This is a genomic window from Amycolatopsis thermoflava N1165 (genome assembly GCF_000473265.1).
Taxonomy (GTDB): domain Bacteria; phylum Actinomycetota; class Actinomycetes; order Mycobacteriales; family Pseudonocardiaceae; genus Amycolatopsis_E; species Amycolatopsis_E thermoflava.
This window is the reverse complement of sequence record NZ_KI421511.1, coordinates 3,751,480-3,764,045: the sequence shown is the minus strand read 5'-3', so window position 1 is coordinate 3,764,045 and position 12,566 is coordinate 3,751,480. Positions and strand designations below refer to the sequence as shown.

Annotated in this window: 16 protein-coding genes; all 16 read left to right on the top strand. The window is 71.9% G+C overall.

Going from position 1 to position 12,566, the window contains the following annotated elements; translation table 11 throughout:
• Nucleotides 1–33: 33 nt before the first annotated feature.
• Complete coding sequence (locus AMYTH_RS0118535) at nt 34–282, top strand: hypothetical protein (protein WP_027931583.1); 249 nt, start codon at nt 34–36, stop codon at nt 280–282.
• A 5-nt stretch (nt 283–287) separates the two neighbouring features.
• Nucleotides 288–680: a LysR family transcriptional regulator substrate-binding protein gene (locus AMYTH_RS45255; RefSeq protein WP_228684862.1), complete on the top strand. Its 393-nt coding sequence runs from the start codon at nt 288–290 to the stop codon at nt 678–680.
• A gap of 218 nt (nt 681–898) precedes the next feature.
• On the top strand, nt 899–1,924 hold the full coding sequence (gene hrcA, locus AMYTH_RS0118525; protein ID WP_017981227.1) for a heat-inducible transcriptional repressor HrcA: 1,026 nt from the start codon (nt 899–901) through the stop codon (nt 1,922–1,924).
• Nucleotides 1,925–1,960: 36 nt separating this feature from the next.
• Complete coding sequence (gene dnaJ, locus AMYTH_RS0118520; RefSeq protein WP_017981228.1) at nt 1,961–3,124, top strand: molecular chaperone DnaJ; 1,164 nt, start codon at nt 1,961–1,963, stop codon at nt 3,122–3,124.
• Nucleotides 3,124–3,876: a 16S rRNA (uracil(1498)-N(3))-methyltransferase gene (locus AMYTH_RS0118515; RefSeq protein WP_027931582.1), complete on the top strand. Its 753-nt coding sequence runs from the start codon at nt 3,124–3,126 to the stop codon at nt 3,874–3,876. The genes dnaJ and AMYTH_RS0118515 overlap by 1 nt, the downstream gene beginning before the upstream one ends.
• Before the next feature lie 359 nt (nt 3,877–4,235).
• Nucleotides 4,236–4,595, top strand: coding sequence for a histidine triad nucleotide-binding protein (locus tag AMYTH_RS0118510; RefSeq protein ID WP_017981230.1), 360 nt, complete (start codon nt 4,236–4,238; stop codon nt 4,593–4,595).
• Nucleotides 4,596–4,685: 90 nt separating this feature from the next.
• Nucleotides 4,686–5,780, top strand: coding sequence for a PhoH family protein (locus AMYTH_RS0118505; RefSeq protein ID WP_027931581.1), 1,095 nt, complete (start codon nt 4,686–4,688; stop codon nt 5,778–5,780).
• Nucleotides 5,781–5,782: 2 nt separating this feature from the next.
• Nucleotides 5,783–6,331 carry an rRNA maturation RNase YbeY gene (gene ybeY / locus AMYTH_RS0118500; RefSeq protein ID WP_017981232.1) on the top strand — a complete coding sequence of 183 codons (549 nt, stop codon included), beginning with the start codon at nt 5,783–5,785 and terminating at the stop codon, nt 6,329–6,331.
• 11 nt (nt 6,332–6,342) lie between these two features.
• Nucleotides 6,343–7,680, top strand: a complete 1,338-nt coding sequence (locus AMYTH_RS0118495) for a hemolysin family protein (RefSeq protein ID WP_027931580.1) — start codon at nt 6,343–6,345, stop codon at nt 7,678–7,680.
• On the top strand, nt 7,673–8,005 hold the full coding sequence (locus AMYTH_RS0118490) for a hypothetical protein (protein WP_027931579.1): 333 nt from the start codon (nt 7,673–7,675) through the stop codon (nt 8,003–8,005). The genes AMYTH_RS0118495 and AMYTH_RS0118490 overlap by 8 nt, the downstream gene beginning before the upstream one ends.
• Nucleotides 8,002–8,895, top strand: a complete 894-nt coding sequence (era, locus tag AMYTH_RS0118485) for a GTPase Era (protein WP_020416609.1) — start codon at nt 8,002–8,004, stop codon at nt 8,893–8,895. The genes AMYTH_RS0118490 and era overlap by 4 nt, the downstream gene beginning before the upstream one ends.
• 73 nt (nt 8,896–8,968) lie before the next feature.
• On the top strand, nt 8,969–9,721 hold the full coding sequence (locus tag AMYTH_RS0118480; RefSeq protein ID WP_027931578.1) for an RDD family protein: 753 nt from the start codon (nt 8,969–8,971) through the stop codon (nt 9,719–9,721).
• A 4-nt stretch (nt 9,722–9,725) separates the two neighbouring features.
• Entirely contained in the window at nt 9,726–10,139 is a 414-nt protein-coding gene (locus AMYTH_RS0118475) for a DUF2752 domain-containing protein (protein WP_027931577.1), read from the top strand.
• 12 nt (nt 10,140–10,151) lie between these two features.
• Complete coding sequence (gene recO, locus AMYTH_RS0118470) at nt 10,152–10,907, top strand: DNA repair protein RecO (RefSeq protein ID WP_026152973.1); 756 nt, start codon at nt 10,152–10,154, stop codon at nt 10,905–10,907.
• Nucleotides 10,908–10,944: 37 nt separating this feature from the next.
• Complete coding sequence (locus tag AMYTH_RS0118465) at nt 10,945–11,763, top strand: isoprenyl transferase (RefSeq protein WP_017981239.1); 819 nt, start codon at nt 10,945–10,947, stop codon at nt 11,761–11,763.
• On the top strand, nt 11,760–12,164 hold the full coding sequence (locus AMYTH_RS0118460; RefSeq protein WP_017981240.1) for a hypothetical protein: 405 nt from the start codon (nt 11,760–11,762) through the stop codon (nt 12,162–12,164). Before AMYTH_RS0118465 ends, AMYTH_RS0118460 begins: the two co-directional genes overlap by 4 nt.
• Nucleotides 12,165–12,566: the final 402 nt, after the last annotated feature.

The window sequence follows — 12,566 nt, the reverse complement described above, 5'->3', positions numbered from 1 at the left end:
GGCCGGGGCGCGATCCCGGCCCTGCTCGGCGCCGTGCCGACCGCGGTGGGCCTGTTCGCGCTGGACTGGGCCGCCGACCTGAACCAGGCGATCCGGCAGGCGACCGAGGTCCACCTGACGCAGGGCGTGGTCATCGCGCTCGCGCTGGCCGCGCCGCCCCCCGGCGGTGTGGTCGCTGGGCTCGCTGCGGTCGCGCCGGAGCGTCCGCACGCGCGGCGGGCTGACGAAGTCGATCCTGGCCGAGGGCCGGACCGGGGCCATGAGGCCTGTCACGCGGGCTGACGAGGATGCCGCTGCTCGCCGACCGGCTGCGGCTGGTGCTGCCCGCCCACCACCCGGCGGCGCGCAAGCCCGAGGTGAAGCTGGTCGACCTCGCCGACGACGACTGGATCTCGGCCGACCGCCCGTGCCTGGACCTGCTGGCCGCCAAGGACGGGGTGGAGCCGCGGATCGCCTACGAGACCCGGGACTACGCGGCGATACTCGCGCTGGTCCGGGCCGGGCTGGGCGCGGCGCTGGTGCCGGCGAGCGTGTTGCGTGGCGCCGACGGGATCGTGATGCGCGACCTGGCCGGGAGCGCGCTGGACCGCGAGGTGTACGCGGTGCACCGGCCCCGGCCGGCCGCGCACGTCGAGGCCGTGGCCGGCCTGCTGGCGCGGGTGGCGTCCCGGCTCAGCTGACGTCGACCAGGTCCACCACGAAGACGAGCGTCGCGCCCCGTCATCTCGATCCTGGCCGGAGCGTGCCTGCTGGCCGACGGCGCCCCCCTGTCCGTCGCCGGCGCGGTGGTCGCCCCGCGGGTGCCCGGCACGTGAGCCGGTCACAAGCGAGGGCGCTTCAGGTTCGTCTTCCGTAAACTCGGGGTGAGATACCCGCCGTAGGAGTTCGGAGGTGAGGCGTGCCCAGCTCGGAGGAGCGTCGCTTCGAGGTCCTGCGCGCCATCGTCGCGGACTACGTGTCGACCCACGAGCCGGTCGGCTCCAAGGCGCTCGTGGACCGGCACAGTCTCGGCGTGTCCAGCGCGACGGTGCGCAACGACATGGCGGTGCTGGAGGAGGAGGGGTACATCACCCAGCCCCACACCAGCGCCGGCCGCATTCCCACCGACAAGGGCTACCGGCTCTTCGTCGACAAGTTGTCCGAGGTCAAGCCGCTGAGCCCGGCCGAACGGCGGGCCATCATCAGCTTCCTCGACGGGGCGCTGGACCTGGACGACGTCCTGCGCCGCTCGGTGCGGCTGCTCGCGCAGCTGACCAGGCAGGTCGCGGTCATCCAGTACCCGACGATGTCGAACTCCTCGCTGCGCCACCTGGAAGTGGTGCCGCTCACACCGGCCCGCCTGATGCTGGTGATCATCACCGACTCCGGACGGGTCGACCAGCGCACCGTCGACCTCGGTGACGTGATGACCGAGGAGAACGTCGCCCGCATCCGCGAGATGCTCAACGCGGCCCTGGCCGGCCGCCGCCTCACCGACGCGGCCACCCGGGTCACCGAACTGCCCGACCAGGCGCCCGGCGAGCTGCGCGACGCGCTCGTGCGGATCTGCACGTTGCTGGTCGAGCACCTGGTCGAGCACCCCGAGGAGCGGCTGGTCCTCGGCGGCACGGCGAACCTCACCCGCAGCGTCGCCGACTTCCCCGGATCGCTGCGCCAGGTGCTCGAGGCGCTCGAGGAACAGGTCGTGGTGCTCAAGCTGCTCGCCGCGGCGCGCAACCCCGGTGCGGTCACCGTTCGCATCGGTGAAGAGAATGAAGACGAGCAGATGCGCAGCACCTCGGTCGTGTCGATCGGCTACGGCAAGAACGACATGCTGCTCGGCGGTATGGGTGTGGTCGGTCCGACGCGGATGGACTACCCCGGCACGATCGCCGCGGTGCGCGCGGTGGCCAACTACGTGGGGCAGATCCTGGCCGGCGGCTAGCCAGGGCGATGCTTGTCTAGGAGGACGGTTCAGAAGGTGGCCAGGGACTACTACGGCATCCTCGGGGTGCCCAAGAACGCGAGTGATCAGGAGATCAAGCGCGCCTACCGCAAGCTCGCCCGCGAGCTGCACCCCGACGTCAACCCGTCCGAGGACGCCCAGCACAAGTTCAGCGAGGTCACCACGGCGTACGAGGTCCTGTCGGACCCGCAGAAGCGCAAGATCGTGGACCTCGGCGGCGATCCGCTGGACAACGGGGCCCGCGCCGGTGGTGGCGGCGGCGACCCGTTCGGCGGGTTCGGCGGTCTCGGCGACATCATGGACGCCTTCTTCGGCGCGGCCACCGGCGGCGGACGCGGGCGCGGCCCGCGCAGCCGCGTCCAGCCCGGCTCGGACGCGCTGATCCGGATCAGCCTCAGCCTCGAAGAGTGCGCGACCGGGGTCGACAAGGAGATCACCGTCGACACCGCGGTGCTGTGCGACCAGTGCCACGGCAACGGCACCGCTCCCGGCGGCACCGTGAAGACCTGCGACACGTGTGGCGGGCAGGGTGAGATCCAGTCCGTGCAGCGGTCCTTCCTCGGCCAGGTCGTCACCTCGCGGCCGTGCCCGGTGTGCCGCGGCTTCGGCGAGGTCATCACCGACCCGTGCCGCCAGTGCGGTGGCGACGGCCGGGTGCGCGCCCGCCGTTCGGTGACCGCGAAGATCCCGGCCGGTGTGGGCGACGGGATGCGGATCCGGCTGTCGGCCCAGGGCGAGGTCGGTCCCGGTGGCGGCCCGGCGGGCGACCTCTACATCGAGGTCGACGAGGAGCCGCACGAGGTGTTCGTGCGCGAGGGCCACGACCTGCACTGCAACTTGCGGATCCCGATGACGGCGGCCGCGCTGGGCGCGACGGTGCCGTTGGAGACCCTGATCGACGGCGAGTACGAGCTGTCGGTGGACCCGGGCACCCAGTCGGGCACCGAGCTGGTGCTGGCGGGGATGGGCATGCCGCGGCTGCGCTCGTCCGGGCGGGTCGACGGGCGGGGCGACCTGCACGTCCACGTGGACGTCACGGTGCCGACCAAGATCGACGAAGCTCAGCGCGAGCTGTTGCAGCAGCTGGCCCAGCTGCGCGGCGAGGAGGCCGGGGTGACGTCCAACGGGCGGCACCAGGGCGGGCTGTTCTCGAAGCTGCGCGCCAAGAGCCACAAGTAATGCCGTCCACCACGCCGCCGGTCTTCCTGGTCGAGGAGCTGCCGGCGGGGCCGCGGTTCGTGTTGTCCGGCGAGGAGGCCCGCCACGCGGCGACCGTGCGGCGCATGCGCGCGGGGGAGCGGCTGGTCGCCTCCGACGGCCGCGGTTCGGCCGCGGAGTGTGTGATCGCGGAGGTCCGCCCGGGCCGTGAACCGGTGCTGGACCTGGAGGTTTCCCGGCGGTGGACGGAGGCCGCGCCCGCGCTGCGGGTCGTGGTGGCGCAGGCGCTGGCCAAGGGCGACCGCGGCGAGCTGGCCGTGGAACTGGCGACGGAGGCGGGTGCGGACGAGATCCTGCCGTGGCGGGCCGAGCGCAGCGTGGTGCGCTGGGAGGAGGGCCCGCGCGGGGCGAAGGCGCTGGCCCGCTGGCAGAACACTGCGCGCGCGGCGGCCAAGCAGGCCCGGCGGGCGTGGGTGCCGCCCGTGCGCGAGCCGGTGAGCACGGCCGAGCTGGCGGCGGTGGCGGCCACAGCGGCGTGTGCGGTGGTGCTGGAGGGCAGTGCTTCGCGGCGGCTGACCGAGCTGTCGCTGCCCGCCGCCGGTGATCTGCTGCTGGTGGTGGGCCCGGAAGGCGGCATCACCGACGGCGAGGTGGACGCGCTGACATCGGCGGGTGCGGTCGGGGTCCGGTTGGGCCCCACGGTGCTGCGCACGTCCACCGCGGCCGCGGTGGCCCTGGGCGCCCTCGGCGCGATGACTTCCCGCTGGGACTGACCGTCACGCGCTGTCGTCGCCGGACCGGGCGAACCGTGGAGCCGGTCACCTCCGCGGAACATCACGGAAACCGCACCGCAAGCGGCTCAACGGCTGATTCGCGTACCGCCCGTCTTCGAAACCTGGAAAAAATTGGGTGTCGACTGTGGCGCACCGGGCATCGCACCCATTACCCTGACCCACACGACACCTGGGGTCGCCCCCGGGTGCCCAAAGCCCGCCGGACACCTCCCCCCTCGGTCCGGCGGAGCCGCGGAGGCGGTGGAGCGACCCCCAGGCTCCACCGCCCCGCGGCGTCTACCGCGAGTCGCGACTTCCCTTGCGCCACCGCACTTCCCGCACGCGATAGGGTTCGCCGCATGAGTGATGCCGAGACGCTGTTCGAGCGGATCATCGCCGGTGAGATCCCGAGCGAGAAGGTGTACGAAACTGAAACGACTTTCGCGTTTCGGGATATCCAGCCGCAGGCTCGCGTGCACGTGCTCGTGGTGCCGAAGAAGCGTTACCGGAATGTCGCCGAGCTGGCCGCCGCCGATCCGCAACTGCTCTCCGACGTGCTGACGACCGCCGCGAAGGTCGCCGAACTCGAGGGCATCGCCGAGTCGGGGTACCGCGTGGTCTTCAACACGGAGAGTGACGCCGGCCAGACGGTCTTCCACGTGCACGCGCACGTCCTGGGCGGGGAACAGCTCGGGTTCTTCGGGCGGCTCGCGAAGTAACCGACTGCGCGCGCCCCGCCCGGCCCGCTAGCATCGATGGGGTAAGCAGGAAGAGAGCAGCGGAAACGCAGAAGGCAGGCCCGAGGACACTTGGCCGGAACCGCACAGGGTGGAGCCGCCCGATCGGACGTTCCCGAGAGCGCCGGGGACGTCACTGAGACCACCGGAACCGCACGGAGCACGCGCAGCGCCCAGTCCCGGTTCCCCATTCCGGACGGCGCGGTGCTGACGCTGCTCGGATCCCGCGACGAGAACCTGCGGGTGGCCGAGGAACTGCTGGCCGCCGACGTCCACGTCCGGGGCAACGAGGTCACCCTCACCGGGGAGCCCGCGGACGTCGCGTTCGGCGAGCGCGTGTTCGCCGAACTGGTCGCGCTGGCCGGGCGCGGCCAGCAGGTCGGCCCGGACACCGTCCGCCGTACCGTCGGCATGCTGTCGGCAGGCGGCGCGGAGTCGCCTGCCGAGGTGCTCAGCATGGACATCCTGTCCAGGCGCGGCCGCACCATCCGTCCGAAGACGCTGAACCAGAAGCGCTACGTCGACGCCATCGACAAGCACACGATCGTGTTCGGGGTCGGCCCGGCCGGCACCGGCAAGACGTACCTGGCGATGGCGAAGGCCGTGCAGGCGCTGCAGGCCAAGGCGATCACCCGGATCATCCTCACCCGCCCCGCGGTCGAGGCCGGGGAGCGGCTCGGCTTCCTGCCGGGCACGCTGTCCGAGAAGATCGACCCGTACCTGCGGCCGCTGTACGACGCGCTGCACGACATGGTCGACCCGGACTCGATCCCGCGCCTGATCCAGGCGGGCACGATCGAGATCGCGCCGCTGGCCTACATGCGCGGCCGCACCCTCAACGACGCGTTCATCATCCTCGACGAGGCGCAGAACACCACGCCCGAGCAGATGAAGATGTTCCTCACTCGGCTCGGCTTCGGCTCGAAGATCGTGGTGACCGGCGACATCACGCAGGTCGACCTGCCGACCGGGCAGAAGTCGGGCCTGCGGGTGGTGCGTGAGATCCTGGAAGGCGTGGAAGACTTGCATTTCGCCACGCTGACCAGCTCCGACGTGGTGCGCCACCGGCTGGTCGGGGACATCGTGGACGCCTACGAGAAGTGGCAGGCCGAGCAGGACGCCGAGCGCGGCACCGGCACCGGGAACGGCTGGCGGGGCCGGCACTGAGCATGACCATCGAGATCGCGAACGAGTCCGGCGTCGCGGTGGACGAGACGTCGATCGTCTCGGCCGCGCGCTTCGCGCTGGACCGCATGGAGGTCAGCCCGCTCGCCGAGCTGTCGGTGGTGCTTGTGACCCTGGACGTCATGTCCGACCTGCACGAACGGTGGATGGACCTGCCCGGTCCCACCGACGTCATGGCCTTCCCCATGGACGAGCTGGACGCCGCCCGCCGCCCCGACGCCGGTGACCCGTCGCCCGCGCTGCTCGGCGACATCGTGCTGTGCCCGGCCTTCGCCAGGGACCAGGCCCGCACCGCCGGCCACTCGCTGCTCGACGAGCTGCACCTGCTGACCGTGCACGGCGTGCTGCACCTGCTCGGCTACGACCACGCCGAGCCCGCCGAGGAGCGCGAGATGTTCGGGCTGCAGAAGCGGATCCTGGCCGACTTCCAGGCCGCGGTCGCCGAGGCGCGGCGCCGCGACGCGCAGCGCACGGCCGACGACCGGCTGCTGGGGGCCGCGGGCCTGGACGGCCCCGCCGACGCCGAAAGCTGAGGCGGCCGGAGATGGCGAGTTCGGCCGCTCTCCTGGTGATCGCCGTGGCGCTGGTGCTGCTCGGCGCGGTGCTGGCGGCCGCCGACGCGGCGGTGAGCACCGTGTCCAAGGCCCGCGCCGAGGGGCTGGTCCGGATGGGCCGCCCCGGCGCCCGCCAGCTGGCCATGGTGATCGACGAGCGGCGCAGGCACATCAACCTGCTGGTGCTGCTTCGGCTCGGCTGCGAGCTGACCGCGACGGTCCTGGTCACCGTCGTGTTCCTGCGCTGGATCAAGCCCGAAGCGCTGGCGCTGGTGGTGGCCGCGCTGGTGATGGTGCTGGTCAGCTACGTCCTCATCGGCGTCGGGCCGCGCACCATCGGCCGCCAGTACCCCTACCGCGTGGGCACCGTCATCGCCTGGCCGGTGCGGGTGCTCGGGTCGGTCCTCGGACCGCTGTCCCGGCTGCTGATCATCATCGGCAACGCGATCACCCCCGGCCAGGGGTTCCGGGAAGGCCCGTTCACCACGGAAATCGAGCTGCGCGAGCTGGTCGACCTGGCCGAGGAACGCGGCGTGGTGGAGCCGGGCGAGCGGCAGATGATCCACTCGGTGTTCGAGCTCGGCGACACGGTGGCGCGCGAGGTGATGGTGCCGCGCACCGAGATCATCTGGATCGAGCAGACCAAGAGCGTCCGGCAGGCGCTCGCGTTGTCGCTGCGTACCGGGTACACCCGGCTGCCGGTGATCGGCGAGTCGGTGGACGAGATCGTCGGCGTGGTCAACATCAAGGACCTGGTCCGGGCGCAGCTCGAAGGCGGCGAGGCCAAGCCGGTGTCGGACCTGATGTACCCGGCGAGCTTCGTGCCCGACTCCAAGCGCCTGGACGACCTGCTGCGGGAGATGCAGGTGTCGCACAACCACCTGGCGATCGCGGTCGACGAGTACGGCGGCACCGCGGGCCTGCTGACCATCGAGGACATCCTGGAGGAGATCGTCGGCGAGATCACCGACGAGTCCGACCTGGAGGAACGGCCGCCGGTCGAGCACCTCGACGACCGCACGGTCCGGGTGTCCGCGCGGCTCGGCGTCGGCGACCTGGGCGAGCTGTTCGGACTGGAGCTGGAGGACCACGACGTGGAGACCGTCGGCGGTCTGCTCGCGCAGCGGCTCGGGCGGGTGCCGCTGCCCGGCGCCGAGGCCGAAGTGGACGGCCTGCGGCTGCACGCCGAGGGCGGCAAGGACCGCCGCGGCCGGATGCGGATCACGACCGTGGTGGTGCAGGCGGAGAGCGACGAGCTGGCCGGACGTAGGGTGCGTACCGGTAACGGTGACCACGACGAGGCCGACAGGAGTGTGGACCATGCCTGAGCTGGACCCGGAGGACGAGAAGATCGTCATCCTCGCCCGATCCGCGCGGGCGCGGAACTCCGCCGCCGAGGGCGCCGCGGTGCGCGACACCGACGGCCGCACCTACGCGGCCACCACGGTCGACCTGCCCTCGTTCAAGATCACCGCGTTGCAGGCGGCGGTCGCGGCTGCGGTGTCCAGCGGGGCGGAGGGACTGGAGGCGGCCGCGGTCGTCACGGCCGAGCCGTTCGTGGCCGAGGCGTCCGTGCAGGCCGTGCGCGACCTGGCGAAGACGGCGACGATCCTGCGGGCCGATCCGTCCGGAACCGTGCAGGAAGTCCTGTGACCCACCGCTCCGGTTTCGCCTGCTTCGTCGGCCGTCCCAACGCCGGCAAGTCCACCCTGACCAACGCGCTGGTCGGCACCAAGGTCGCGATCACCTCGAGCAAGCCGCAGACCACCCGGCACGCCATCCGCGGCATCGTCCACCGCGACGACGCCCAGCTGGTCATCGTGGACACGCCCGGCGTGCACAAGCCGCGGACCCTGCTTGGGCAGCGGCTCAACGACGTCGTGCGCGAGACGTGGTCCGAAGTGGACGTCGTGGGGTTCTGCGTGCCCGCCGACGAGAAGGTCGGCCCCGGCGACCGCTACATCGCGAGCGAGCTGCGCAAGGTCGCCAAGCGCACCCCGGTCATCGGGATCGTCACCAAGACCGACGTGGCCAAGCCGGAGCAGATCGCCGAGCAGCTGCTGGCGCTGCAGGACGTGCTGGACTTCGAAGAGCTGATCCCGGTGTCCGCGGTGGACGGTTTCCAGGTGAAGCAGCTGGAGGACCTGCTGGTCGCGCGGCTGCCCGAGGGCCCGCAGCTCTACCCGGACGGCGACCTGACCGACGAGCCGGAGCAGACGCTCGTGGCGGAGCTGATCCGCGAGGCGGCGCTGGAGGGCGTGCGCGACGAGCTGCCGCACTCCATCGCGGTGACCGTCGAGGAGATGCTGCCGCGCGAGGACAAGCGCGACCTGCTCGACATCTACGCCACGGTGTACGTCGAGCGGCCCAGCCAGAAGGGCATCATCCTGGGCCACCAGGGCGAGCGGATGAAGGCCGTCGGGGCGCAGGCGCGGCAGCAGATCCAGAAGCTGCTGGGCACCAAGGTCTACCTCAACCTGCACGTGAAGGTCGCCAAGGACTGGCAGCGCGACCCGAAGCAGTTGCGCCGCCTGGGTTTCTGACCGGTTCCGCGGCCCCCACCGGAGCACCGGGTACGCTGCCGCCCGACGTGATCCACTCCGAGGGGGAGACGCAGTGACCAATCCCTATGGTCAGCCGCCGGGGCAGCAGCCCTACGGGCAGTACCCGCAGACCGGTCCGCAGCCCTACGGCCAGCCGTCCGGCGGGTTCCAGCAGCCGTACGGCCAGCCCGGTCAGCCGCAGCCCGGTTACCCGGCGTACGGGCCGCCGCAGGGTTATCCGGGCCAGCCCCAGTACGGGCAGCCCGCGTACGGCCAGCCCCAGTACGCCGGCATCCCGCCGATGCCGGGCCAGGCGCACATCGTCGTGCCGGGGTCGCGGATCCAGTTCCGGCACACGCCGCCGCTGGTGCTGGCGACGATGGGCAGCCGGTTCCTCGCCCGGGTCGTGGACGGGCTGATCATCGGTGTGCCGCTGACGATCCTCGTGCTGATCCTGCAGCTCGCCGTGCTCGCCGGTGACCCCAGCACGTGGTGGATCTTCCTCCTGTTCCTGCCGCTCACCTCGTTGTCGGTACTGGTCTACGAGGGCGTGATGCTCGCCACGCGTGGCGCGACGGTCGGCAAGAACGTGGCGGGCATCCGGATCGTCACCGAGCAGTCGGCGGGACAGCCGGGCGCCGGGATCGGCGGCGGGCCGGCCTTCACCCGGCTGGCCACGATGGTGCTGCCGGGCCTGATCCCGTGCATCGGCGGTCTGGTCGAGCTGCTGGTGGTGCTGTCGCCGTTCTTCGATGAGCAGGCGCGCCAGGGCTGGCACGACAAGGCCGCGAAGACTTACGCCATCTCGACGAAGGCGCTGTACTGAGGTCATGGGCGAACGGTCGTGGCGGAGCGTGCGGGTCACGCCCGCCGTGGCCGCCGCCGGTCTCGCGGCCGGGGTGGCGCTCGGCACCGGCGTGCTCCGGATCCCGTGCTGGTTCCACGCGCTGACCGGCCTGGACTGCCCGTTCTGCGGCGGCAGCCGGGCGCTGGGCGCGTTGTTGCGCGGCGATGTGGCCGGGGCCCTGTCGTACAACGCGTTCGCGCTGGTGGTGCTCCTCCCCCTGGCGGTGGCCACGCTGGTCGCGGCGGTCCGGTGGGAGGCCGGGCTGGCGCGCCGGTGGTGGCCGCCTGGCGCGCGGGGACGGTGGCTCACGCTGTCCGTCGCCGGTGCCGCGCTCGTGTGGTGGGCAGGGCGGAACCTGCCGTTCGCGCCGTTCACCGGGTTGTCCGCGTACGCGTGAGACCATGGAGACGTGAGTCTTTATCGCGACACCGGCGTGGTGCTGCGGGTCCACAAGCTGGGTGAGGCGGACCGCATCATCACCTTCCTCACGCGGCGGTACGGCAAGGTCCGGGCCGTCGCGAAGGGGGTGCGCCGCACGACGTCGCGGTTCGGGGCGCGGCTGGAGCCGTTCGGGCACGTCGACGTGCAGTTCTACACCGGCCGCACCCTGGACGTGATCACGCAGGTCCAGACGGTCGACGCGTTCGCGCTGCCGCTGGTGGGCGACTACCAGCGCTACACGGCGGCCAGCGCGATCGCCGAGACCGCCGACCGGCTCACCGTCGAGGAGGGCGAGCCGGCGATGCGGCTGTACCTGCTGGTCGTGGGGGCGTTGCGGGCGCTGGCCGACGGCCAGCGGGACGCCTCGCTGGTGCTGGACGCGTTCCTGTTGCGGGCGATGGCGTTCGCGGGCTGGGCGCCGGCGATCACCGAGTGCGCGCGTTGTGGCCTGCCCGGCCCGCACACCGCGTTCAACGTGCAGGCGGGTGGCCTGCTGTGCGGCAACTGCCGCGTCCCGGGGTCGGTGCACCCGGCGCCCGAGGTGCTGGTGCTGCTGGAGTCGCTGCTGCACGGGGACTGGGACGTCGCGGAGGCCTCGGTCGCCGGGACCCGGCGGGACGCCAGCGGCATCGTGGCCGCTCACCTGCAGTGGCACCTCGAACGGCAGCTGAAGTCGTTGCCGCTCGTCGAGAGGCGTGCCAAGGAGCTCCAGCCGGGCAAGTAGGGTCGGAAGCCGCAACCCGAGGCAGTGGGAGGATCAGGTGCGGCTCAAGGCACGTGCGGCGAGTTCGGCTGCGGTGGAACTGCGGGCCCCGGACCCGCACCCGTCCGGTGCGAAGCCGCCGGCGATCCCCGCCGAGCTGGTGCCGAACCACGTCGCACTGGTCATGGACGGCAACGGCCGCTGGGCCAACCAGCGTGGCCTGCCGCGGATCGAGGGGCACAAGCGCGGCGAGGCAGTGATGATCGACGTCGCCAGCGGGGCGGTCGAGCTGGGCGTCAAGTGGCTGTCGGTGTACGCGTTCTCGACGGAGAACTGGAAGCGCAGCCCGGACGAGGTGCGGTTCCTGATGGGTTTCAACCGGGACACCATCCGCCGCCAGGTCGACTACCTGGGTTCGATCGGTGTGCGGATCCGGTGGGCCGGGCGCGCGCCGCGGCTGTGGCGCAGCGTCATCAAGGAGCTGCAGGCGGCCGAGGAGAAGACCAAGCACAACACGCTGCTGAACATGACGATGTGCGTGAACTACGGCGGCCGCGCGGAGATCGCCGACGCGGCCCGCCAGGTGGCGCGGCTGGCCGCCGAGGGCAAGATCAACCCGGACAAGGTGGACGAGCGGATGCTCGCGAAGTACATGTACCAGCCGGAGATGCCGGACGTGGACCTGTTCCTGCGGCCCTCCGGCGAGCTGCGGACGTCGAACTTCATGCTCTGGCAGTCGGCCTACGCGGAGTTCGTCTTCCAGGACACGCTGTTCCCGGACTTCGACCGGCGCCAGCTGTGGGCGGCGTGCGAGGAGTACGCGCGCCGGGACCGCCGGTTCGGCGCCGCGGTGGACGCGGCGAAGGGGGCGTCGTGAACACGGAGGCGGCGGACACCGCGGAGCTGCTCAGCCGGGCCAGGGAAGCGCTGGAGACGTACCTGGAGGTCCACGTCGACGACGACGGTGCGTTGACGTTCTCCCACAACGGTGTGCCGTGCGTGATCCAGTCGACGCAGCTCGCCGAGGGCCTCACGGTGCTCAGCTTGACCTGCGTGGTGGGCTGGGACCTGCCCGACGACCCGGCCTTCGCCGCGAAGGCGGCCGAGCGCGCCGGACAGGGCCTGTTCGGGACGCTCGGGGTGCAGCACGCGGAGCGCGGGCTGGACCTGACGCTGCGGTACGCGTTCCCTGCTCAGGGGCTGGAGATCTCCGCGCTGGGGACCCTGCTGATGCTGGTGGTCTCGACGGCTTCGCAGCTGCGTGCCGAGCTGACCTAGGCTCAGCTGGCTGCGCGCTTGGTTGCCCGGCTGGGCGGTTGGGTGGTTGTCTGGCTGGGCGGTGCGCGGCTGGGTGGTTGCTTGGCTGGGCGAATGCGTGGCTGGGTGGCCTGGCTCGGCGGTTGCTTGGCTGGGCGAATGCGCGGCTGCGCGGTTGCCTGGCTGGGCGGTGCGCGGTAGCGCAGCCCGGCCAGCCCTTTCATAGGTCCCGGTTTCACCCTGCGGTGCTCCAAGCCCGCAGCTCCAGACTGCGGCGCTCCACCGCCCGACACCCCCACCGCGCTTCCGCCACCCTGCGTTCCCGCCACCCGCGTTCCAACCCCGGGCGGCCCCGCCACCCGGCGTTCCCACGGTCCGGCCTTCCTGCCGCCCGGCGTTCCGGCCGCCTGGCGTTTCGGCTAC

Coding starts and splice junctions, on each gene's coding strand:
- ybeY (WP_017981232.1), top strand. CDS start 5,783: ATGACCATCGAGATCGCGAACGAGTCCGGCGTCGCGGTGGACGAGACG.
- AMYTH_RS0118490 (WP_027931579.1), top strand. CDS start 7,673: ATGCCTGAGCTGGACCCGGAGGACGAGAAGATCGTCATCCTCGCCCGA.
- AMYTH_RS0118515 (WP_027931582.1), top strand. CDS start 3,124: ATGCCGTCCACCACGCCGCCGGTCTTCCTGGTCGAGGAGCTGCCGGCG.
- AMYTH_RS0118475 (WP_027931577.1), top strand. CDS start 9,726: ATGGGCGAACGGTCGTGGCGGAGCGTGCGGGTCACGCCCGCCGTGGCC.
- AMYTH_RS45255 (WP_228684862.1), top strand. CDS start 288: ATGCCGCTGCTCGCCGACCGGCTGCGGCTGGTGCTGCCCGCCCACCAC.
- AMYTH_RS0118495 (WP_027931580.1), top strand. CDS start 6,343: ATGGCGAGTTCGGCCGCTCTCCTGGTGATCGCCGTGGCGCTGGTGCTG.
- AMYTH_RS0118510 (WP_017981230.1), top strand. CDS start 4,236: ATGAGTGATGCCGAGACGCTGTTCGAGCGGATCATCGCCGGTGAGATC.